The organism is Bradyrhizobium sp. ERR14 (genome assembly GCF_014198235.1).
In the GTDB taxonomy this organism is placed as follows: domain Bacteria; phylum Pseudomonadota; class Alphaproteobacteria; order Rhizobiales; family Xanthobacteraceae; genus Bradyrhizobium.
On record NZ_JACIHD010000041.1, the window covers coordinates 1 to 21828 of the forward strand.

A 21828-nucleotide genomic window follows, 5' to 3' on the forward strand; every position below is an offset into this window, starting at 1 on the left:
GTTCGGCTCCTGCTCGAACTTCACCAACTGGTTGTCGACGGTGTCCAGGCTCTCGCTGGTCTCCGTCAAAAACTCCCGCAACAGATCATCCATGAGCTACGCCTTACTGACCTGACCCTGGACTTCGGCGCCTGCGCCGCTTTTTGGCATGGACGGAAGTCTCTATTCTGGATCGTTAGACATCCCTTTTCACAGTCCCGTTAATTTCATCCTCCGTCCTAATACGGATATTGAAGAGAAGTTTGCGGTTCGCCCGCATGCGGCTGCGCTATTCGGCAAAAGCGACTCCGCGCCGCAACGGCGGGGACGCGTGAGGTAAACGGGCCGATAACAGCGGGCGAGGCGCGCCGGAAAATCCCGCTCTTGAAGGACGATAGGGGCCGCCTGCGGGGCATCGAACAGCGCCGCCGGCAACCGGAGGCGCAGTTGCGCCCCTCGGTTCGCGTCGGCGGCGCGATCTGCGTAGTCCGCAGACGCGGTAAACGAACGGTTACCTGTGGCCACAGCGGCCCGCGCCGCGCTAACCCAATCGCGCGGCCGAGGCGATGTCGCCGTCGGGACGATGCTCCGCCAGACAATCGTTGATGGCAGCGAGCAGCGCGTGCGGAGTGAACGGCTTGCGCAGACAGCGTGAGGCGCCGAGCTCGAGTGCCATCCGGAGGAAATCGGGTGCAGGCGAATTCAGATTTGCAAAGGCGTAGCCGGACATCGCGATCAGCGGAATGACCGGCGCCCGCTCGTGGAAGATCCGGATCGATTCGAACCCGCGCATGTGCGGCATGAAGATATCGATGATCATCAGATCGAATTGCTGGTGTTCGAGCGCGCGCAGTCCGGCTTCACCTCCTTCGGCAATCGTGACTCGAAAATTGTTACGCTGGAGATAGACCTCGATGGCCATGCAGACCATCGGGTCGTCGTCGACAACGAGAATATGGCGCAGACCTTCTGTCCCCATTTGAGTTTCCCGTTTTGGCGATTCAATAATTGAACCGTGGGGCACGCCGTTCTCCTTTGCTTTCAGTCGAAAAATGGATGGTCGCGAATGCCGTTGGCGGCACGGGGAAGATGGACGCGAAATCTGCGGCCACGCGACGCCAGGCTTCATGGCAATAGTGGATGGCTGTAAATGCTGGTCCAACGGACGACACTGCGCGGGTCGACCGACGTCTGATCGCAGCGCGGATGCAATGCTTCCGGCTCATGACAGCCCCCTTGCAGCTTTTTCCTGCGCAACCCCTGCAGGACCGGCGCACCGGCTCGAGAGCGAATCAGCGCGCCATTATTATTTCCGCCGCAAATGCCGCAGCCTGTCTGCCCTCTAACGGGTATATGGACAGCGCCACAACCTTTACAATATGTTTTTGTCACCGCGCAACTGGATGACGAGCGGGCTTTACACCGATCGTACATCGAACGCGCCGGATTGACCTTCGATGATTGCGAGCGGCCGCCCGTCCAACCAATTGCTGCAAATGCTCGACGCGGCAGATCTCGATCTGCTGCGCCCGCATCTCGCGACAGTCGAAATGGTCAGGAAATCTGTCTTGTGCGAGGCGGGTGCTGCGCTGAGATATGTCTACTTCCCGCATGGCGGATCCGTTTCGATCACGGTGGGCCTGTCCGAGGGACAGATGATCGAGGTGGCGATGCTGGGCCGCGACAGTGTCGTCGGTGGCGGCGCTGCGCTTGCCGGCGGCATCGCGCTGACAGACGCGGTCGTCTTGTTCCCAGGGACTGCTTCCGTGCTTGAAATCGCAGCTTTCCGTACGGTCGCTGCCGCAAGCGCGCCGTTTCGCCAGTTGATGGTCCGCCATGAGCAGGCCTTGCTAGCGCATGCGCAGCAGTCGCTGCTCTGCAATACGCTGCACCCGGTCGAGGCGCGGCTCGCGCGCTGGCTGCTGCGCGCCCGCGATCTCTCGGACAGTGAAATCCTGCCGCTGACCCAGGAGGCGCTGGCGCAGATGTTGGGCGTACGGCGCAATGCCGTCTCGCTGGTCGCGCATGCGCTGCAGCGGGCCGGCATCATCCACTACAGCCGTGGCCAGATCGAAATCCTCGATCTACGGGCACTGGAGAAGACGTCCTGCGACTGCTATTCGGCAGTGAAAGCCCACCACCTCCGCCTGGTGGGAACCGTGCCGTGACGACAGCTCGGCGTGCACGCAGCGTGGCAGGACCGCTGCCATGGTCGGGACAACTTGTCCCAATTGCCAATATATCCCGACGTGAACATGATGGAACTTACGCGCGCTGGGCGTGATTTCGTCCATCGCGATTCGATGGCGCGGGAACGGGAGGCAGCTTTTGGAAACGATGGTGCGTTCAGCCAACGGTTTCCTGTCTGCACTGTCGGCAGACGACTATGAATCGATCCGCCCGCACCTGCGAACAGTCGATCTGCCCCATGACGCGGTGCTGGTCGAGACCGGCGAGGCGCTGAAGCGCGCGTATTTTCCCCACCGCGGCGTCATCTCGCTGGTGGTGAAGCTCGCCAAGGGCGAGCATGTGCAAGTCGCCATGATTGGGCGCGACAGCCTGCTCGGGACGCTCTCGACCATGGGCGATGCGTGCGCGCTGAACACCGCCATCGTGCTGGTTCCGGGCGTCGCGTCGGTGATGGATCTCGACCGGCTGCGGATCGCCGCCGACCAGAGCAGCACCCTGCGCACGTTGCTGACGCGCCACGGGCTGGCGGTCTACGCCCAGGTCCAGCAGACGGCAGGCTGCAATGCCGCCCATCCCGTGGAGTCGCGGCTGTCGCGCTGCCTGTTGCACACGCATGACCTCTCGGGCGACTACCGGCTGCTGCTGACCCAGGAGGCCATGGCGCAGATGATCGGGGCGCGGCGCAACAGCGTGTCGCTGGTCGCCAACACCCTGCAACAGGCCAATTTCATCCATTACAGCCGCGGGCACATCCAGATCACCAACCTCGACGGCCTGCGCCAGACGGCGTGCGAATGCTACGCCACCGTGAAGGCCCAGTACGACCGGCTGCTCGGCGCGGGCTGAGGGCCGCGCGCGCATGGTAAACTGCCGGCTAATGTCGGCCTGCAAACACCTTGTGTCCTGCTACCGGAACTGAAATTCGAATGCCGTAGACATGGGGCCGCCCTCGCGCCCGGACGTGCCGCGCGACAAATGACCCGTGATCAAGGCAGCAGGCCCATGTTTGAAGTCACCGTCGCGCCCGCGCAGAAGGCGCTCGATGCCGAGCCTGCGCGCGAGCCGCACGCTTACGAAGCGCTGGTGCGAGAGATCGGCGAGGACGGTGCCTGCGAAGTGCGCGATGTATTCTGGAGCGAGACCGGTGCGCGCCTGCAATTATTTCGCACGCTCTCGCTGGCGCAGCACCACGCCAGGATCGCGCGCGAAGCGCATTCGCTGAAGAGCGCAGCCGGAACGTTCGGCTATGCCAGGCTCGCGGCGCTGGCACTGCGACTGGAGAAGTCCGCGGAGAGGCTGGGCGATGGCGAATTTCGCGATCTCCTGGACCTGATGGACGCCGCCTATGCCGCCGCGCGCGCGCAGGAGCCGCAGGGCTAACCACTCGCGTGTGTGCATTCCCGCCGTACTTCTACGGCTTGGGATTTTTAGAGATGGCTAATCATAGGTGGCGATAGTCGCCGGAAACCAGGAGGGTTTCCATGTTCACCTACGAGACCGCGGACCAGAAAGAGGTTCGCCGCTTCCGTATCGCACAGTTCAACGGCCGCATGGCGACGGTGAAGGCTGGCGAGTCCACGGTGACCGGCTTCGTGCGTTCGGTGCTGGAGCATGAATCGAGCATGCCGCCCCGCTGGACCATCACGATCATCCCGAACGGGCCGAAGGAAGAGATCAAGCCGTTGCGTCCGATCTCGCGCGCGCGTCCCTTCGCCGAAGACTATTTCTGAGCGCGATCGGGTTTTAAGACGTCCCGAGAGATCTCTCGGGGTCTTGTCCGCACCGCCTGCCGGCGATGCAACACACCAGCCTCAGTCGATCGAGTGCAGCAGCGCCGCGCGGACGAGATCCGCGGTGTTGCGCGCACCGAGCTTGCGCATCGCTTCGGCGCGATGGCTCTCGAACGTGCGCGGGCTGATCTGCATCCGAAGCGCGCCCTGCTTGTTCGAATAACCTTCGCTGATCAGGCTCAGCACCTCACGCTCGCGCTTGGTCAGCCGCTTCTGACCCGACAGGCTGAGGAGCTCGGCGCTCGGCACGCGCTGGGCCTGCTGGGCGCGGACGGCCTTCGATTCCGCGTCCTCGACGCTGGACGGGATCGACAAGCCACCCTTGTGAGGACCGGCAAGCTGCTTGACCACACCGCAAACCCGCTCGGTTTGTGCCAGCGCGTTCTCGATCACCCGCTGCAAATAGGCGCGGTCGCCGGTCACGGGCGCGAGTTGATCGCTGTGATGCTTGATCTCGCCCATGTAGAGCAGCAGGGCAGTCAGGGGGCCGTTGAGCTCGCGGGCGATGGCAGCGGCCATTTCGTCGGCGGCTTTGGCCCGGGCGGCACTCAGGCGGACGAAATCGAGCTCTTCAGTTGGAGCAGCGCTGCTTTCGTACCATTCCGACGGCCGCGAATCGGTGGCCGTATCATTCTGTGACCCCATGTCACTCGTTTAGCGGAACCGGGGGCGGTCTGTGGTTAACTTTTTGCTCCGTAAGACTACGGTGATTTTGTCGGTTTTGCGTTAAAGTGGTGACGCCGGCACAATTTGTGCTTGCGTTTGGTGGCGCGCGCCCACGCTGGGGTTGAGTTTTTCGCCAGAAACTTGGGCAGACAGGCGAAACCGTCCTTAACCGCAGCCTTCGCCCCGACGCCTCCCCCCCGGTTTTTACGGATTAATTAACGGCGACTTGCTTCTCTTAGGGGAAGTTGAGAGCGCGCAAATGCCTCCACGCATTGGGCCCGCACGCCCGCGGGAAACGCTGCGAAAGATTGCGTGCCATGAACGAGATCGATCGGCTGTCGGAATTCCTGCAGAGGCTGACGCCGCTGTCGCGCAGCTGCCTGCTCAGCGAACTCGAACGGCTCGAGCTGTGCGGCATCGACATGCCCGGCTCGTCCGACATCCAGTCGCGCTTGCGCGCCGAGTTTCGCAAGGACGGATCGACCCAGGCGCGCGCCACCAGCCCGTCGCGCTATTTCTTCGCGCCGCTCGAACTGCTCCTGATCGATGGCGCGCCCGAGCACGCCAATATGGGGCGGATCTCGCGCAACACCCTCACCCCGATCTGGGAGTGGATCTGCCGCGACCTGCTGCCGACCATGGCACGCGACTACATCAAGGCGATCAACGACCAGGTCGCAGCCAACAACCCGAAGGAAGTCCTGAAGGTCGCCGCGACCTTCCAGACCAAGGTCGTCAAGGTGCTCGAGAGCACCTTCGCATCAGTGGAGAGCACCGAATTCGCGCGCGGCAAGCTCGCGCAATACACGGCCTCACGCACCGCCTTCGACGACGTCAGGAAGATGCAGCACGTGCTGCGCGCGGGCGATGCGCTGCCGAAATTCAACGAAAAGCTGCCTGAGAAGATCGCGAAATTCGACGACGGACGGGTTGCCCAGATCACCGCGCAGCTCGACGCCTTCAAGAAGGCTCATCCCGATGCGCTGCCCTTCGCGCTCGCGCTGGTGGCGAGGCGCCTGACGATGCCCTGGCAATTGGCGCGTCTCGCGACCAAGGCCGCTGCGAGCAAGAGCGTCACCGATGTCGCTGCGACGCCCTATGCCTGCGTCATCCCCATGGTGCTCGACCGGCTCGACGACAAGCGCCTCGCACTTCGGATCGCGCTCCGGCACAACCGGGTGCTGGTCGCCCGCGACCTGCTCGCCGAGATCTACGACACCGAATATGCACTCAAGGTGCGCATCGACGGCATCGAAAGTTGCGAATGGGGAATCCGGCTCCAGCAATTGATGGATGCGATCGCGGCGCTGGTGTCCGCCGAGGTGAGCCGCTTCCCCTCCAATGTCGGCCACATCCTCGGCTCGCGCCGGCTGCGCAGCCACGACACGCTCGGCGGCAAGCTGACCTATCTGGCCTGGAAGGGCCGCGACGTGGTGCAGGACGGCGCGGCGGCGTTTCGCAAATTGATCGGGCAGACCTGATATCGCGCGAACCGCTGCACACTTTTCCGGTTCATGCTCATTGCGCGCGCGGCAGGCACAGGAAGCGATCGAGAAATCGCCCTGACATCACGACCCTGAACCACCAATACATCATTCGCCGCATCGTCATTGTCGTAATCCTCGACAGCCCACCACCGGCTGTGCCGAGCAATAGCGCAGGTGCAGCAATGCGCGTGTGATGCACTTCACATTTGCAGCCCTGGGCCTGGACGCGGTGTCGCAGAACCGTCACGAGCGAAGGCGATACTTGCGCGCATCGCGCGAAGGCGAATCCTGCGACCATCGCCGTCGCTCGCTTGCGATCTCCCGCAAAGCGATCGGGAGAGCAACCGCCGCAATGCGGGGCCGCCCACCGCCGACGACGCGCTCCCGTTCACCGTCTTCGTCGCGCACGAGCGGGCGCACACCCCGAAGAAACGCCGGAAATTAATCTGCGCTGGCCGCGTCGTTGCTTCGAAAGGGCACACATCCGCATCGCTCATCTTCATCCGCTGGCAAGCGGGACGCAGCTTTCATCGCGCGAGAGACATTTCGCGTGCGCTGACAGTCGTTGTGCGCGTGGTGCTCGGGTATGCGAACTCTTTGCGAAGAGTCTGTCGACAAATTAGCTCGAATTGCAGGGTTTAACGTTACTCAAATAATTCAAGAACGATGTGAAGCTCTCCTTATTTGAACCCACGCTCACCGTTTAAGAAACCGTCACGGAACGGGAGTGGTGTTGATGAACGATGGGATGGTTGAACTCGTCGGACGAAGGCCTGTGACCTTCGGACGACGAAAGGTAACGCCGCGCGCCTGCGTGGCCGATAGCAAGCGGCATCTGCGCGCCTTCCTCAGCGAGGTGCTGGAGGATCTCGGCTTCGTCACCAGCGAATGCGCCAGCTCGGACGAGCTGCAAACCGTGCTCGCCACCGAATTGCCGGACCTGATCCTGCTCGGCGTCGCCGCCGACGGCATCGAGCCGGGGAGATTCCTCGAAATACTGGTGCGCGAGGCATTTGCCGGCAAGGTTCTCGCCGTCGGCGCCCGCGAGTCGATCATCGTCAAGGCCGTGCGGCAGGTCGGCGAGGAATATGGCCTTGCCATGCTGCCGCCGCTGACCACGCCCTTTGCGGCGGAAACGCTGCGCGAGCGCATCGCCATGCTGCTGCCGGAAGAGCCGGCGCCCAGTCCCGCCGTGCATGTCGGCGAGGCTCTGCACGCCGGCTGGCTCGAGCTCTGGTACCAGCCCAAGATCGACGCGCGCACGCTGATCCGCTGCGGTGCCGAGGCGCTGGTGCGGATGCGGCATCCGACCTGGGGCGTGGTGCCGCCGGCTTACTTCATTCCGGAAGAGCGCGATCCGCATCTGCGCGACCTCTCCGAATTCGTGATCGAGCGCGCGATACGGGACTGGCATTATCTGCTGGAACAGCAGACCCCGGTCGATCTCTCGATCAACCTGCCCGCGTCTTATCTGAAGGAGCCGCAGGCGGTGCGCGATCTCTGCCGTCGCGTGCCGACGCATCCGGCCTTCGGCGGGCTGACGGTCGAGATCGACAGCGAGGAGGCGATCCGCGATCTCGATCTCCTGACCGAGGTCGCGCGCGAGGTCGGGCTGCACAATATCGGCCTGTCGATCGACAATCTCGGCGCCAACTGGCCGGCGCTGATGGAGCGGGACAAAGTTCCCTTCGTCAAGCTGAAGGCCGACCGGCAATTCGTCACCGGCAGCGGCAGTGACCGGTTGAAGCGCACGGTGTGCCGTCACATCGTCGAGCTCGCGCAGGGCTTTGGCGCGCGCAGCGTGGCCCAGGGGGTCGAAAGCCGCGCCGACCTCGTCGCCGCCAACGAGCTCGGCTTCGATCTCGTGCAGGGTTTCCTGTTCGGCAAGCCGATGCCGCTGAAGAAGTTTGCAAAGGGCGCGCTGACGAAGACGGTGATGGGGCAGGCGTGAGGCACAAGCCTCACGCAAACCGGCGCGCGAAGAACACGCAGGCGACCACGAGGACGGTCGCGACGATCATGCTCCAGGCGACGGGCTCGTGCAGCAGCAGGCCGGCGAGCGCGAGACCGAAGAACGGCTGGAGCTGCTGCAACTGGCCGACACGCGCGATGCCGCCGATCGCAAGGCCGCGGTACCAGAAGATGAAGCCGACGAACATGCTGAAGATCGAGACGTAAGCGAGCCCGATCCAGGCGGGCACGCTGACGCCGTTCCAATTCGCCGGCCAGGTCAGAACCGCGACTGGCACCATCAGCGGCAGCGCAAGCAGGAGCGCCCAGGAGATCACCTGCCAGCCGCCGAGCCGGCGCGACAATGCGGCGCCTTCGGCATAGCCGAGGCCGCACAGCACGATCGCGGCCACCATCAGGAGATCGCCGGTGAGCGAGGCCGAGCCGCCGTTCGACAAGGCGAAGCCCGCCACGGTGCCGCTGCCGAGGATCGCGAACAGCCAGAACAGCGGCCGCGGCCGCTCGCCGCCGCGCAGCACGGCGAAGACCGCGGTCGAGAGCGGCAACAGACCGATGAAGACGATCGAACGGGCCGAGGTGATGTGCTGGAGCGCGAGCGCCGTCAGCAGCGGAAAGCCGACCACGACGCCGATGGCGACGATGGCGAGGGAGGCGAAATCCGCTCGCTGCGGCCGGGCCTGCCGCAGCACGCCGAGCACGGCCACACCGATCAGCGCCGCGATGACCGCGCGGGCCGAGGTCAGGAACAGCGCGGAGAAGCCGCCGACCGCGACGCGCGTCGCCGGCAGCGAGCCGCTGAAGATGATGACGCCGAGCAGGCCGTTGCCCCAGCCGCTCCCCGCAGATTGCATGTCCGTTCCGCCTTTCGAGAAGCGCGATACTCGGCTGTCGGCGGTGGCACGGCCAGTCACAATCCAATACAATCCGGCAAATCTGTATGGGTATGGAAGGTGATACACCTTGGACATCGGAGCGCCATCGAAGGGACGCGGCGGCACGCGGACCATTGACGTGATGAGCGCGATCCGCGCCAAGGTCGCCGGCCGCGCGCTCAGTGCCGGCGACCGCCTGCCATCGGTCCGCAGCCTGGCCGCCACGATGGGTGTGTCGCCGTCGACCGTCGTCGAAGCCTATGATCGCCTCGCGGCCGAAGGCCTGATCCGCGCCCGTCGCGGCTCCGGCTTCTATGTCTCGCCGACCATCATGCCGCCGCTCGCGCTGACTGAGGCCGAGCCGCGGCGCGACCGGGAGGTCGATCCGTTCTGGGTCTCCAGGCAATCGCTCGATGCCGACGCGGCAGTGCCGAAGCCCGGCTGCGGCTGGCTGCCGGCGGAGTGGATGCCGGAAGCGGCCTTGCGCCGCGCCGTCCGTGCCCTGGCGCGGACCGATGCGGATCTCTTGACGGACTATGGCAGCACGCGCGGCGGATTGGCGCTGCGCCGGCTGCTGCTCGCGCGCCTTGCCGAGGATTCGATTCCCGCGTCCGTCGATCAGCTCATGCTGACGGGCTCCGGCACGCAAGGCGCCGATCTCGTCTGCCGCTTCCTGCTCCGTCCCGGCGACACGGTGCTGGTCGACGATCCCTGCTATTTCAATTTCCGTGCGCTGCTGCGGGCGCATCAGGCCAGGATCGTCGGCGTGCCCTATACGCCATCGGGCCCTGATGTCACCCGCTTCGAGCAGATCCTAGGTGACGAACGTCCCAGGCTCTACATCACCAATTCAGCGCTGCACAATCCGACCGGCGCGACGATGTCGCTTGCGACCGCGCACCGGCTGCTGACCGCGGCCGCGGCGCACGACCTCACCATCATCGAGGACGACATTTTCGGCGATTTCGAGCCTGAGCGCTCGCCGCCCCTTGCCGCGCTCGACGGGCTCACCCGCGTGATCCGCATCGGCAGCTTCTCCAAGACGCTGTCGGCCTCGGTCCGCTCAGGCTACATCGCCGCACGGGCCGACTGGATCGAGCATCTCGTCGACCTCCAGGTCGCAACCAGCTTCGGCGGCCCGAGCCCGGCCGCGACCGAGATCATCGCAAAGGTGCTGGCCGGCGGCAGCTATCGCAAGCACATGGACGAGCTCCGGCAAAAGCTCACGCGGACGCGCCGCGACGTCGCGCGAAAACTTGGGGCGTTGGGGATAGAGCCCTGGCTGGTGCCGCGCGGCGGATTCTTCCTCTGGTGCCGGCTCACGGACGGACAGGACGCCGCGCAGGTCGCGCGCGCGGCACTGGAAGAGGATGTCGTGCTGGCGCCGGGCAACGTGTTCAGCGTGTCGCAGACGTCGCAGCACTTCATGCGCTTCAACGTGGCGCAGATGAGCGATCCCCGGGTGTGGGACGTGCTGCGGCGGGCGTTGAAGGCGGCGCCGGAGCCGCCGCGCTAATACAGCGGCTCCTCATAGACCGGCTCGCCGTCGAGCAGCAGCCGCTTGATGGCGGCGCGGCCCGAGGGCAGCACGGCGGCGACGACCCGGATTTTTTGCTGGTTGCGGGCCTGCTCGAGCTTCTTGCCCTCGCCTTCGGGGACGAAGTAGCTCTCGAGACCGTATTTGATCGGCAAATTGTCGCAGAAGGTGTGCCGGCCCGAACCGCAGGCCCCGCCGTAATTGGCGACGCGGCCGCGGATCAGCACCTCGGGCGCCGTGACCGGCACCGGCTCGGCATGCACCGAGACCGCCTGATAGAGGCCGTTGGCATTGGGCGCGAGCTTGACGAACACGACAGGATGGCGCGCGTCGGCCGGCTTGCCGGCGAGCGCGCCGGCCGGCACTTGCGAGATGTCGTAGCGGAGCACGACATAGTCGCCGCGCAGGAGATCGCGGGGATCGACCGGCTGCGTCTGCAAGGTCACCTCAACGCCTTCGCGCAGGATCTGCATGCGGTCGGCGACCATCAGCACCAGCAGCAAGCATTGCAGCAGCACAGCGACGCCGAACAGCACGGCTTTTGGGATGCGCTGCCAGAGCCCAGTGATGGTACCGATCATCGCTCAGCCCTCGGCAGCATGCGATTGAGCGCGGTGGCAAAGACCACGGCAATGATTCCGGCCCCCGCAAGAAAGGCCGAGCGGCGCAGCAATGAGCCGTGCACCGCCCAGGTGATGCCGGCGATGACGCCGGCAATTCCGAGCCAGCCGGCGGCGATCCGCGGGCGCACGTCATCGAGCACACCGGAGACGACGAGGCACAGCATGGCGCAAAGCAGCGCGGCGTAAGCGAACCAGGGCTCGCCGGCCGTGGAGACCGGCCAAATCAGCGCGGCGAGCAGCACGAGCCCGATCGCGCATGATGCGAGGATTTCACCTGCGCGCTTCGTGAGCATGGCGGAGACGAGAGCGAGGATCACCCCCGCGGCCCCGCACAGGATCGCCCAAATCGGCTGGGCCGGCGCCGTGCTGCTCCTGAAGCGAATGATGTCATCGACGGTCGCCACCTCCAGGACGGCGACGCCGGCCAGCGAAAACGCCCCGTAGATCGACAGGACGGTCCCGAGGCGGAGCGCCCGCGGCGAGGGCCAGGCTGCGAGCGCGAGCCCCGCGCCGAACAGCAGCGCGGCGCCGTCGGCAAGCACGAAGGACGGCTGGGCGCCGTCGAGCTCGAAGCGGAGCGACGTCGCGATCCACCACGGCAGCACCGCGAGCGCGACGAGATGAGCGGCGGCGCGCGAATTCCAGGCGAAGGCGAGAGCCGCGGCGATCAGCCAGACCGCCACGAACGGAAGATGCAGGACGTCGGGCGCGTCATAAGTCCGCATGCAGGTCCAGATGCCGGCGGCGACGAGGCCGACCGCGAGCGCACCGCGCGAGCCGGTCAGCAGCGCCGCGGCGAACGCGCCGATCGACCACAGCAGCATGCCGCCGGCAAAGTCGTCGCCGAGATGATACATCTGGCCGACCAGCGCGATGCCCGCACCGAAGATGATCGCACCGACGCTGGCGCAGAGATCGGCGAGAACGTCGCGGCCTCTCGCCGCGAACCAGGCCCCGAGGCCAGAGGTAGCGACCATGCCGGCGAGCAGGATCGCGAACCGCAACAGCCGCGCGATCTCGGTCCAGTGCGCCGCCACGAAGGCGAGGAACGCGGCCGCGATCAACAGACCGCCGACGATGCCGACGACCACGGCGATGTTGATGCCCGGGGCTAGCTGCGGCAGCGCATTGCGGATCGAGGCAGCCGCCGCCGGCGCAATCACGCCATCGGCTTCCCATTGCGCTAGGTCGGCGTCGAGGCGGTCGCGGTAGGTCTTGTCGAACATCGGGGTGGATTACCTTGGCCCCGTCGGAGAGCGGGGCATTGCTAGGTCGGATCGGGCGGGGAGTGGGTTCAAGCTGGCGGCGCGGTGGGCGGCGGTCTTATGCCCCGGACAACAAAAAACGCGAAAACAACCCCATGCACAGTAGGCCGGGGTAGCAAGATCAATGACTTAGGCGGGGGGTGGAGTTGGGTGAGTTGGCGCACGGTTGCCGTTCGCCCTGCCGGCGGGGCAGCGACGAGTGTGATGCCGCCCCATTTCGGAAGAGGGCGCGCATCATTTGCTTCGTCGGGCAAAACAGGGGCATAATAACATCATTGCAAGAGCGCTTGAGATGTTGCGATGCTTCGTCAGGACGCCTGCGTGTTGTTGCCCTTATCATTCAGATCAGCCAGATATTCAGAAACGGGAATCAGTCCCGTCAGCAGCAGGTGCTCGCGAGCTCGCGTGCAGGCGACGTAGAGAAGCCGCCTTTCAGTTTCGTAGATGTCGTCGAGCTCTGCCTCGTCCGCAGCATCAGCGATGCGTTCGTCGAGCGGCAGAACGCCCTCATCACACGCCATGACGGCCACTGCACGAAACTCCAAGCCCTTGGCGAGGCTCATTTGTGCCGTCGTTATCTCGGCTGCGCCTGCTAACCCTTCGATCGCGGTGCGCGCGCGCACAACGAGCTCCGGTGTCCGGACGAACAGACCGATCTCATGGGCTACGATTCCTTCGCTGAGCCAGCCTTCCACCGTCTGGCGGACCGCTTCTGCCTCTGTTGCAGTCGTGGCGAAGGATCTGATCTCGGGCGGAGGTCCATCGAACACCGAAATGATTCCGCGACGCTCATCGTCCAAGCCGTCGCTGTCGCGGAGGACAGTCGGCAAAAGCCGATCGGCGGCGCGACGAATCTGCTGCGAGGTGCGGTAACAAACCTTGAGTGTGTGTGATCGGCCTCGCACATCGACCCCGAGGCTCGCCCACGAGAAAGGATGCTGGAAAATACGCTGACCAATATCGCCGGAGAGGAACAGGCCGTTGGGACCTGCCGGCGCAAGCGCCGCGAAGAATCGCAACTCCGCGGGCGCCAAGTCCTGTGCCTCGTCGATGACGATGTGGTCGAATGGCTTGGACGTGCGGCCTTCAAGGGCTTTCGCGAGGCCGGTGAAGACGTTGGCCCAGGTGGTGTAGCGCTCCGCCTCAAGCGTCTCCCGAACCGCTGCGAAAACAGGCCAAAGGCGCGCGCGCTGGTTGGGGCCAAGCCTGCTCTTGCGCCCCGTCCGTTCGACGGTCGAGTAGGCATCGAGCGATGACAGGCCCCAGGCATCGACAACATTGGTCCACTCGGACAGCAGAAAACGTTCCGAAAAGCCCTTGAGCGCGGCCCCAGCAGCCGCGGCGCGCAGCCGTTCGCGCAAGACGACGTCAGATGCGATCCGAGGCCGCACGCCGTGTTCGAGCTGATGCATCTGCTCGGCAATCCCGCGAAACGACGCCGTCGTGATCCGGGGCACGACACCGCCTGTCTCAGGGGCAAGGACCAGGAGCTTTTTCCCTAAAGCGTCGGCCAAAGGCTGCGAAAAGCTCGCCAAGAGTATTTTGGCGGCTGGATTTTCGCGGGCAAGCCGAACCGCTCGATGAATTGCAACGATGGTCTTCCCGGTACCCGCCGATCCCGCCACGCGGGCCGATCCTGAGAAGGAGCGTTCGACCAGCGAACGTTGCGACGGGTGGAGGAATACGCCCCACTTCTCCCACGGAAAAGCAAGCGCCTGTTCGAGTTCCTCTTGATCGGCGATCAAGCGGATGCGGCGCAGCGCGTCGGGATGCCTAAAGGGATCGGCTGTCGGCGGAGCCGGCAGCGATAGCTTGCCGGTCGCGGCGAATTCGAGCAAGGCTTCGGACGCCTCGGCCGGCAGATGGGCCGCCAGCGCGAAGAAGCCGTCTTCATCGGCCACGCGGACGTCGGCCAGCCAATCAACGGGCACACCGACCGAGAGCAGTGCATTGTCATCCAGATACGAGAACAACGCAGGCTTAACCGAGTCGTTCTTGGCCGGCTCGGGGAACACAAAATCGAACGTCGCTGGCGGCGCGACCTCTGCCACCTGCTCGCGGACTTCAACAATCTGGATCGCGCCGGTCCGGGGATGCGCCTCGATCCGCCGCCGTTCCGCCCAGGCATAGGCTGCGTCGTGATGGTCGACATAGGCAATCAGCAGGCTTTCGGCTGTCTTATGAACGATCAATCGGATATCGCGACTGACCCGCGCCGACCAGAAATTTGGGTCCTTGCTCTTGTCAATTCGATGCAGCTGGAGACCGTTGCCCGAACGGTCCATCTGCAGGTCGAAGACGCTCGCCTTCACCGCCTTCTGGTCTACGCCAGAAAGGCGATTGAACGAGGCCGTGAAGGTGTCTGCGATGAGGAAATTCACACGTCACACTCCGAAAACCTTCATCACCTCGTCGCCGAAGTGATTGATGACTTTAACAGCAATGCGGCGACCTCCCGGCCGCGGGAACGGGCGCGAGGTGTCCGAATAGAGCGTGGCCCACCCATCCTCGTCGATCTCGGCTTGTAATGCGGTTTTCAGGCTCGTGTACGGATCGTTGGCCCCGAGGAAATAGGCGTGGCGGACGAAGAAGCTCTCCTCATTGTATTCGGTGTCGATGAACCACGCCGCGATGCCCTTGGTGTCGTTCGAGCGGATATCGCCGGTATTGGGGTCGAACACGTCGATGCCATTCACCTTCACCCGGATCTCGGGGCCGCCATCGTCAAGGATTTCCACGTCGGGCTCGCCGAACACGACAAACATGTTGCCGCGCCCGGTGTTCTTCAGCTCCTTCGACATGTGCATATCCGGATTGATACGCGCCTTCAGGATTTTGAGGCTCCCGAGGCTTCCCAGTTCGGAGGAATGGGCATCGAAGTTGAAGGCACAGGCGATCAGCACGTCAAAGCGCGCATCAACGGCTTCACGCGCGGCTGCAACGATATCCTGCCGCCCCACGGTACCATACTCGGGACCGATCAGGATCGCCGCGCGGCGCTCAGGACCATTCTCGCCTTCTATGAAGGTTCCACTGGCGCCGATAAAATTGCCCGGCCACGGCGTCAGACTCTCGAAAGTGATACGGTCGCCCTTCGCCTGTTGCCTGACACCCTCAGACTTAAGATAGTCAATTACGATCGCCGCGAAATCTTGGCCGGCAAGATCAGCCTCAGCGGCCGAGCGATTGCCCTCGGCAGCGTCCAGCATGTCAATTAGTTCCTCATCGCTGGCAGGCAGCACGCGATGCGGCGACAAGCTTTCCACGGTGAACGGTCCGGTGACGCGAACGCGGGCGTTGTCGATATATGGCCTGTCATAGAGGTATTCGACATCCGCGCGCGCGGCGATGCTGGCGTCAATCTCTTGCTGACGAGCCATCCGGGCCTCCCACCATTTACGGTGCGGCTCGGCAGCGGAGGCCGCATTGTCCGCCGATAGGTTGCGTGGGATTTCCCACTCTTCCCAACAGTTCTTTGCAGCCTTATTAAGCCTTGCGCGCAGTGGCTCAAGCACCCCCTGCCATCTTTCCCAGATGTCGTCGATCAGCGAGTTATTGGCGATAGAGCTGAGCATTATATGTGGCACGCGCTCATAGACGAATCCTTGGCGGACGTCATTTCGGAGATTGGTGTCAGGTAGCGCCCGCTTTTGGAGATCAGCCTCCTTGGCGCGGCCATCGTGACTGTCGGCAAGCAAATACCAAGGATAGCGCGCAGCCATCAGCCGGGTACGCGCGAGCGCCAAAGCCACCCGACTGGTGTCGATGGTAATCCAGCGACGCCCCCATTGCTCAGCAACATAAGCCGTCGTTCCCGATCCGCAGGTTGGATCAAGCACAATATCGCCTGGGTCTGTGGACATAAGTACACAGCGCTCAATTACCTTTGATCCTGTCTGAACGACATAAATCTTTGATTCTGTAAAACTGCCTGTGCCGGTATCTCCCCAATAATTGTTGAGAGACTTAACCGGAAAATCGTCAAGAAATCTCTTGAACCGCAAACGATCGCCGACTGGCAAAAGCCGATCCGACATGCCAAGTCGTCTTAACGCTTCAGGCGTTGTACCCCACCAGCGTGGCCCCGAAGTATAATCCTTGCCGTTGAAGCGGAAGCTATATTTGGAACCAGGGCCCGGTTTTGTGATGTCGGACGACGCGAAGTACCTCAACTCACCTTCGTGCGTCGCTCGCGCGTCAGCATTGCGTAAGATCAATCCATCCGAAGTTTGAGCTAAATTATACCCACCACTACCTACTTCTTTGTCGTGAAGCCACAACTGACGGTATTTGTGAGCCTTCGAATCTTTCGCAAACCAAATCACGAAGTCAGCTGTAGAAGGAAGAGAGTCGCTCGATTCGAGTCCGCTTGTTTTTGAAACGATTAGTAGCTGAACAAAATTGTTAGCTCCGAACACCTCTTCCATCACCGACCGCACTCGATGCACGTTTTCGTCGCCGATCTGCACGAAGATCGACCCGCTAGCGGTCAACAGATCGCGCATCACGGTGAGGCGATCTCGCAAGTACGTTAAGTAGCTGTGGGCTTTGTCTTTCCACGTATCGCGGAAAGCTTTTACTTGTTCCGGCTCGCGACTGATATCGACCTGCTTGCCATCCTTAACATCGCGCGACAGAGTCGACACCTGCCAGTTCGAATTGAACTTAATGCCATAAGGCGGATCAAAATAGATACACTGCACCTTGCCGCGCAGGCTCTCGCGCTCCGCGAGGCTCGCCATAACCTGGAGTGAATCACCTAGAATCATGCGGTTCGACCAGTGCTGATCATGCTGGTAGAACTCGGCGCGCTGGTCTGGCTCGATGCCGTTGAAATCAGCAAACAGGTCGGGTGCGTCCGTCTTTGCCTCGCGCTTCTCAGCGGTGCGCCGCTTTAGATCATCGATAATCGCCTTGGGGTGGATCTTTTCCTGGATGTAAAGCGGTGGCACGTTGACGACGAGGTCGGACCAGTCCTGCTTGTCCTTGCCGCGCCAGACGAGTTGTGCGTCAGATAGCGTCAGCTTGCCGGTCTCAGCCAGCTCCTTCATTTGGTCTTCGGTGATGGTGATCTTCGCGCCGTTCCAGATCAGCTCGGGTACGCGGGGCTCCTCAGCCGTGCGCGTGTACCCCTCCGCCAGCGGCCGGTCGCGTCGGTAATGCTTAGGCGGCATCGGCGAAGCATCTTCCTCCCGGCGGAAGAAGCTTTCCATCTCCGCTGTCGGAATGTTGCGCCGGCTCGCGGCGTCGTGCTTGAGGGCATCGACCTGCTTGAACGATTTCGGCGATTTGGACGGCTTGGTAGGGCGTGCCATCTTAGCTTCGCTCTCGCGGTGCTTGGAAATGGCGGATGCCGTGTCGCTTGACGAGCGCAGATATCTCGCCTGACAGGGGTGTCTCTGTTATCAGATAAGCTTCAACCATGGCATTGTCTCGCACGTCCATCGCTTGGCGCACAGCTCGATATTTCACACATTGAAAGACACCGCGAATCAAGTCGACCTCATTGGAGATTCTCGACTTGACCTCAAGCACGACTATGCGGTCTGCCAACTTATAGACAACGTCCACACGATCTCCGGAATCCAGATCGACTTCGGTTTCGGCCGACGCAGAGGTGAAAGTTCTGTGAACTGCTTCAGGATTGTCCTTCACCCACATACGAAGCGATTTATGAAAGGGACCTTCTCCGCCAGAGCCATAGTCCCGGCCGATGCGAATACCGTCCTTCTCAGTCCCTTCGTGACGTTTTTCACGATCGCGCTCGATTTTGGGGGAGGCCAGAGGCACTCTAAAAACCCGCTCGAACAAGGCTGACCATTGCGCCTCAGTGTACGAATAGACCTCTCCCGCGGCTCGTTTGAAATTCTCTTCCCATAACTGCGGATATTGGCTCTTAGTGTCTTCGCCGCGTAGGCGCCGCTCGCCGAAGCGACGAGCCATGAACACACCCGCCCCTTCACTCGGCCGGCGATCGGCCTGATTAACGACCAAGACGTTGATCAACGGCGCGCCCGGCTCGACTTCTTGGATCGTTTCCATGAGCATGCCTGCGACAAAGCCGATTCGCGTCGCAAAGATGGTTGAGAACCCGGCATTATCTTCCAGCATTCTCTTCAATTCGCCGTATGTCATCGTCGAACCGTCCAGGGCCACGGCAATGAGCCAGCGCATGGCTGGCGCCAACGCATGCTCGATCAGATTCTCGTTTGTCGCTGCGTAGGGCTTTCGTTCAGCCATTCTCGCCCCTCAAGATTCGTTCAACAACCGCCGCAAAGTCCTGGTCCATCGCCGCCCAGTCGCGAAATTCGGCGAACGCCCAGCGCCCGAAGCCGCCAAGCGCGTTGACGCCCGGCACCCACAAGTCGCGTGCCGTCTGCGCCTTGGCCTTGTCACTCTCTTCCCTAAGGCCCTTGACCTCAAGGACCAAGTTCAGCGGCTCATCGTCACCCACATCGAGCCGAACAAGGAAATCGGGAACGAAGCGCCGCATCACACCGGCATCGAGATAGGGGATATCGAATCCCATCGCTTGGTTCTTGGCATAGGCAACAACGCGGGGATGAGTTTCGAGGGTCAGAGCGAGCTGCTCCTCCCAACTCCTGTCGAGCACTACATGGCTGATGTGACACTTCGGCGGCTGCGCCCCGGTCTTCCATATGGGCTTAGACGTGATGAAATTGACGAACCGCGTCGAGCCTTTCGAATTGTAGGGGTCGAGCACCGCGACGAGTCGGCCCTCGCTGCCCCGCGTGAGTGCGATGTTGATCTTCTCCGCCGCCCGGGCAAGCTGGTCCTGGTACAGGATCGCACCGATCGGCACCCCTCGCGTGACGAGATATCCCTCGTCCAGCCATCGCCGAGCGATCCGCTGGATCTGCGGAAACAGGTGTTGCTTAGGAAACCCCTCGTCATCGCGAAATTGCGTGTAGAGCAGGTGCTTGGCCAGGTTGAAACTGATTTCTGATGGTCGCAATCGTTCCAGCACCTGGGGTGTAATCGTCACGCCCACACCAACGATGCCTTCCATCACCACCGAGGTCGGGCCGATATCGAGCGGCGTGATCTCTAGACGGCTGTCCGAGGTGAAGTCCGCATCCAGCCTCTCTGACGGCAGATCTCGGCGATAACCGCCGACACGCGGAAAGACGATTTCGAGCGCGGCTCGCTCCTTGATGGCGTGAACGCGCGTGACCGGTTTCGGCGCCACGGGCGTCGTCTTCTGGGGTGAAGAAGCAAAATCGAATGGGATACCCATGACGTCAGCGTACTCGACATCGAACAGGCCAGTCTTCGGATTTAGCTCATAGGACTGGCGTCGCAGCCCACGGCCAACCACCTGCTCGCAAAGAAGCTGGGTTCCGAAGGCGCGCACGCCAAGAATGTGGGTGACGGTGTTGGTGTCCCATCCCTCCGTCAGCATCGAGACCGAGACTACGCATCGAATCTGCTCGCCGAGCCTCCCCTCGCGACCGACGGTGTTCATAACTTCGCGCAGCAGATCGCTCTCGCTGGTCTCACCCTGCGCTGCGCCCTCGCGCGTGGCTCGCTCCCGCTTGAACTGCTCGATCTCAGGGCCGGCAGCTTCGCGAAAGCCCTTGTCCAGGGCATCGCCAGATTCGAGCTGTCGGGAGTCGATCAGCAGCGTCCGGGGCCGCGGAAGGCGGCGTCCTTGGTCGTCGTAATTGCGAAACAGTTCGAGATGTCCAGCGGAACGCGGCCCGTTCTCCGTCTTCAGCATCGCCGCGTTCGAAGCCCGCGATCCATTCGAACACGAGCTTGGAGATCGCGGTATTCTGGCAGACGACAATGAACACCGGCGGCACTGCAATCCCGGCACGCTGCCATCGCTCGAACTCGCCCTCGTAATGGCTGTACAGGGCGCTCAGCGCCGTTCGAAGCATGTTGGGCAGATCGAACGGACTGAGCCTGTTGGCACCCGCCGCGGACTTCGGCAGCTCCTTGCCGATATGCTTCCAGAGGTGTCGATAGACTACCGAATCGGTCTGCACGAGATTGTCAGTGACCGGCACACGCGGCAGCTTGACGATGCCGCTCTCAATAGCATCCATCAGGCTGAAATCGGACACCACCCAAGGGAACAAGGTCCCTTCATTGTAGCCGGATCCACGCAGGAAGAAGGGCGTGGCCGAGAGGTCGTAGACCGCGCGCACGCCTTTCGACAGCTTACGGTCCAGCGTTTCGATGCCGTTGATCCAGAGCCGGGCAGCCTCCTCGTTCTCGGCAGCTTCCTTCTTTTCCTCGCCCGTCAGCGGTCCTTCGGTATCACCGCCGACTTTGTGACGATAGCAATGGTGCGCCTCATCGTTGATGACGTTGACCCGATCGTAATTCAGAAGCTTGCCGCAGGCGCGCTCCAGCATCTCGGCATCGGTTTCGGTGGTCTTGATCGGCTCCGGAGCATTTCCCTGCAGGAAGCTACGGGCAACCTTCGGCAGTGGCAGGGTCTCGCGATGCTGAAAGGCGTGATAATTGGTGATAACGATCTCGGCGCGGCGGATGTCCGGCAGCATTTCCGGCGGCACGATTTCGCGCGTCTCGTAGTAATTGTCCGGTTGGCTCGGGAGCAGCACGCGCAAACGGTCACGAATGGTGATGCCGGGCGTCACGATCAGAAAGGCACGGGAGAAATCCCTGGAGTCCTTGCGCGCAGCATTGACCGTCTGCCAGGCTATCAGCATGGCCATCACGGTGGTCTTGCCGCTGCCCGTCGCCATCTTCATCGCGATTCGAAACAGTTCCGGGTTGGCTTCCGCGTTGGCCTTGGCGAGCTGATCCAAGAGCCCTTTTGTCGCGGCGCGCTTGGGAGCAACTTCGGTCAGCCAGATGATCGTTTCGACGGCCTCTAGCTGGCAGAAGAACGGGCGGGGCCCCACGAACTCATGGTGGCGCCAATGTTCAAGCAGCCGCTGCGTCACTCCGCTGACGCCCCAGTCGGCGGGATTGCGCAGCTGACGCCAGCTATCCAGATAGCCGCGGATTTCGTTGATCAGCGCATTTTCGGTGTAGGTTTCCAGATCTAGTGTTGGCTGATCGCTCGCCGCTTTCTTCCGGGATGCTGGAACCGGCACGATGAATCGTGACGGCCGGCGACCGCGCTTGGGCTCTCCTTCGAGAGGCTGGCCGTTGTCGTCGAGGGGATGGTGCAGTTCTGGTGCCCGGTACGGCGAGTTCAGAATCGGCCGATCGTAAAAGCTAGTCAATTTCCTTGGTCCGCCCCGAAATTATCTCGGCCTGACATGATGCACGCAAATCAAGCGCATATGGGCCACCTACCATACTGTAGGTTGAAGGCTTCGGATGAGCCATGGGCAAAATGGATAACTGACAAATGAGCGGCCCGAGACATAGGTGACAGAACGTACCGGACACATGGGTTACACTTTCCGCTTTTGTTCTGCGGGAGGTGGCGATGCCGTGGAGAGCG

The 21828-nt window shown here is 62.6% G+C and carries 15 protein-coding genes and 1 pseudogene; 7 read left to right on the plus strand and 9 right to left on the minus strand.

All coding sequences use genetic code 11. From position 1 onward, the window contains the following. Window positions 1-520: 520 nt before the first annotated feature. Complete coding sequence (locus GGD62_RS39735) at window positions 521-943, minus strand: response regulator (RefSeq protein ID WP_177237399.1); 423 nt, start codon at window positions 941-943, stop codon at window positions 521-523. Window positions 944-1436: 493 nt separating this feature from the next. Here GGD62_RS39735 and GGD62_RS39740 point away from each other — a divergent pair, with 493 nt between their 5' ends. The 4 genes from GGD62_RS39740 to GGD62_RS39755 all read left to right on the plus strand — a co-directional run bounded on the left by GGD62_RS39740 (window position 1437) and on the right by GGD62_RS39755 (window position 3899). Beyond that, complete coding sequence (locus GGD62_RS39740) at window positions 1437-2147, plus strand: Crp/Fnr family transcriptional regulator (RefSeq protein ID WP_183714600.1); 711 nt, start codon at window positions 1437-1439, stop codon at window positions 2145-2147. A 169-nt stretch (window positions 2148-2316) separates the two neighbouring features. After that, on the plus strand, window positions 2317-3015 hold the full coding sequence (locus GGD62_RS39745) for a Crp/Fnr family transcriptional regulator (protein ID WP_018322870.1): 699 nt from the start codon (window positions 2317-2319) through the stop codon (window positions 3013-3015). 156 nt (window positions 3016-3171) lie between these two features. Further along, a complete protein-coding gene (locus GGD62_RS39750) occupies window positions 3172-3549 on the plus strand; it encodes an Hpt domain-containing protein (RefSeq protein ID WP_026202834.1) in 378 nt (125 codons plus the stop codon). 101 nt (window positions 3550-3650) lie between these two features. Continuing rightward, window positions 3651-3899: a hypothetical protein gene (locus GGD62_RS39755; RefSeq protein WP_018322868.1), complete on the plus strand. Its 249-nt coding sequence runs from the start codon at window positions 3651-3653 to the stop codon at window positions 3897-3899. An 81-nt stretch (window positions 3900-3980) separates the two neighbouring features. On the opposite strand, the gene GGD62_RS39760 is transcribed toward GGD62_RS39755, so the two are convergent. Continuing rightward, on the minus strand, window positions 3981-4604 hold the full coding sequence (locus GGD62_RS39760; protein ID WP_018322867.1) for a helix-turn-helix transcriptional regulator: 624 nt from the start codon (window positions 4602-4604) through the stop codon (window positions 3981-3983). A 338-nt stretch (window positions 4605-4942) separates the two neighbouring features. Here GGD62_RS39760 and GGD62_RS39765 point away from each other — a divergent pair, with 338 nt between their 5' ends. Then, window positions 4943-6106, plus strand: a complete 1164-nt coding sequence (locus GGD62_RS39765) for a hypothetical protein (protein ID WP_183714603.1) — start codon at window positions 4943-4945, stop codon at window positions 6104-6106. Window positions 6107-6848: 742 nt separating this feature from the next. After that, entirely contained in the window at window positions 6849-8063 is a 1215-nt protein-coding gene (locus GGD62_RS39770) for an EAL domain-containing protein (RefSeq protein WP_018322864.1), read from the plus strand. Between the two features lie 10 nt (window positions 8064-8073). Here the strand turns inward: GGD62_RS39770 and GGD62_RS39775 are convergent, their stop codons facing one another. Further along, window positions 8074-8934: a DMT family transporter gene (locus GGD62_RS39775; RefSeq protein ID WP_183714605.1), complete on the minus strand. Its 861-nt coding sequence runs from the start codon at window positions 8932-8934 to the stop codon at window positions 8074-8076. Window positions 8935-9043: 109 nt separating this feature from the next. On the opposite strand from GGD62_RS39775, the gene GGD62_RS39780 reads away from it, so the two are divergent. Next, window positions 9044-10471 carry a PLP-dependent aminotransferase family protein gene (locus GGD62_RS39780; RefSeq protein WP_183714608.1) on the plus strand — a complete coding sequence of 476 codons (1428 nt, stop codon included), beginning with the start codon at window positions 9044-9046 and terminating at the stop codon, window positions 10469-10471. Here the strand turns inward: GGD62_RS39780 and GGD62_RS39785 are convergent. From GGD62_RS39785 to GGD62_RS42050, 6 genes and pseudogenes are all read right to left on the minus strand, one after another. Continuing rightward, window positions 10468-11073, minus strand: coding sequence for a GDYXXLXY domain-containing protein (locus tag GGD62_RS39785; protein ID WP_183714611.1), 606 nt, complete (start codon window positions 11071-11073; stop codon window positions 10468-10470). The genes GGD62_RS39780 and GGD62_RS39785 overlap by 4 nt on opposite strands. Further along, window positions 11070-12341, minus strand: coding sequence for a DUF2157 domain-containing protein (locus tag GGD62_RS39790; RefSeq protein ID WP_183714613.1), 1272 nt, complete (start codon window positions 12339-12341; stop codon window positions 11070-11072). Before GGD62_RS39790 ends, GGD62_RS39785 begins: the two co-directional genes overlap by 4 nt. Before the next feature lie 347 nt (window positions 12342-12688). Continuing rightward, entirely contained in the window at window positions 12689-14761 is a 2073-nt protein-coding gene (locus GGD62_RS39795) for a UvrD-helicase domain-containing protein (protein ID WP_183714616.1), read from the minus strand. A gap of 3 nt (window positions 14762-14764) precedes the next feature. After that, entirely contained in the window at window positions 14765-17695 is a 2931-nt protein-coding gene (locus GGD62_RS39800) for a site-specific DNA-methyltransferase (protein WP_183714619.1), read from the minus strand. A gap of 1 nt (window position 17696) precedes the next feature. Then, window positions 17697-18620 carry a hypothetical protein gene (locus GGD62_RS39805; protein WP_183714622.1) on the minus strand — a complete coding sequence of 308 codons (924 nt, stop codon included), beginning with the start codon at window positions 18618-18620 and terminating at the stop codon, window positions 17697-17699. After that, window positions 18613-21604: pseudogene (locus GGD62_RS42050) on the minus strand (BPTD_3080 family restriction endonuclease). Before GGD62_RS42050 ends, GGD62_RS39805 begins: the two are co-directional and overlap by 8 nt. Window positions 21605-21828: the final 224 nt, after the last annotated feature.

What these genes read in the sequence shown, in the direction of transcription:
- GGD62_RS39740 (WP_183714600.1), top strand. Translation starts at nt 1,437, where the DNA reads ATGATTGCGAGCGGCCGCCCGTCCAACCAATTGCTGCAAATGCTCGAC.
- GGD62_RS39745 (WP_018322870.1), top strand. Translation starts at nt 2,317, where the DNA reads ATGGTGCGTTCAGCCAACGGTTTCCTGTCTGCACTGTCGGCAGACGAC.
- GGD62_RS39750 (WP_026202834.1), top strand. Translation starts at nt 3,172, where the DNA reads ATGTTTGAAGTCACCGTCGCGCCCGCGCAGAAGGCGCTCGATGCCGAG.
- GGD62_RS39755 (WP_018322868.1), top strand. Translation starts at nt 3,651, where the DNA reads ATGTTCACCTACGAGACCGCGGACCAGAAAGAGGTTCGCCGCTTCCGT.
- GGD62_RS39760 (WP_018322867.1), bottom strand. Translation starts at nt 4,604, where the DNA reads ATGGGGTCACAGAATGATACGGCCACCGATTCGCGGCCGTCGGAATGG.
- GGD62_RS39765 (WP_183714603.1), top strand. Translation starts at nt 4,943, where the DNA reads ATGAACGAGATCGATCGGCTGTCGGAATTCCTGCAGAGGCTGACGCCG.
- GGD62_RS39770 (WP_018322864.1), top strand. Translation starts at nt 6,849, where the DNA reads ATGAACGATGGGATGGTTGAACTCGTCGGACGAAGGCCTGTGACCTTC.
- GGD62_RS39775 (WP_183714605.1), bottom strand. Translation starts at nt 8,934, where the DNA reads ATGCAATCTGCGGGGAGCGGCTGGGGCAACGGCCTGCTCGGCGTCATC.
- GGD62_RS39785 (WP_183714611.1), bottom strand. Translation starts at nt 11,073, where the DNA reads ATGATCGGTACCATCACTGGGCTCTGGCAGCGCATCCCAAAAGCCGTG.
- GGD62_RS39790 (WP_183714613.1), bottom strand. Translation starts at nt 12,341, where the DNA reads ATGTTCGACAAGACCTACCGCGACCGCCTCGACGCCGACCTAGCGCAA.
- GGD62_RS39800 (WP_183714619.1), bottom strand. Translation starts at nt 17,695, where the DNA reads ATGGCACGCCCTACCAAGCCGTCCAAATCGCCGAAATCGTTCAAGCAG.
- GGD62_RS39805 (WP_183714622.1), bottom strand. Translation starts at nt 18,620, where the DNA reads ATGGCTGAACGAAAGCCCTACGCAGCGACAAACGAGAATCTGATCGAG.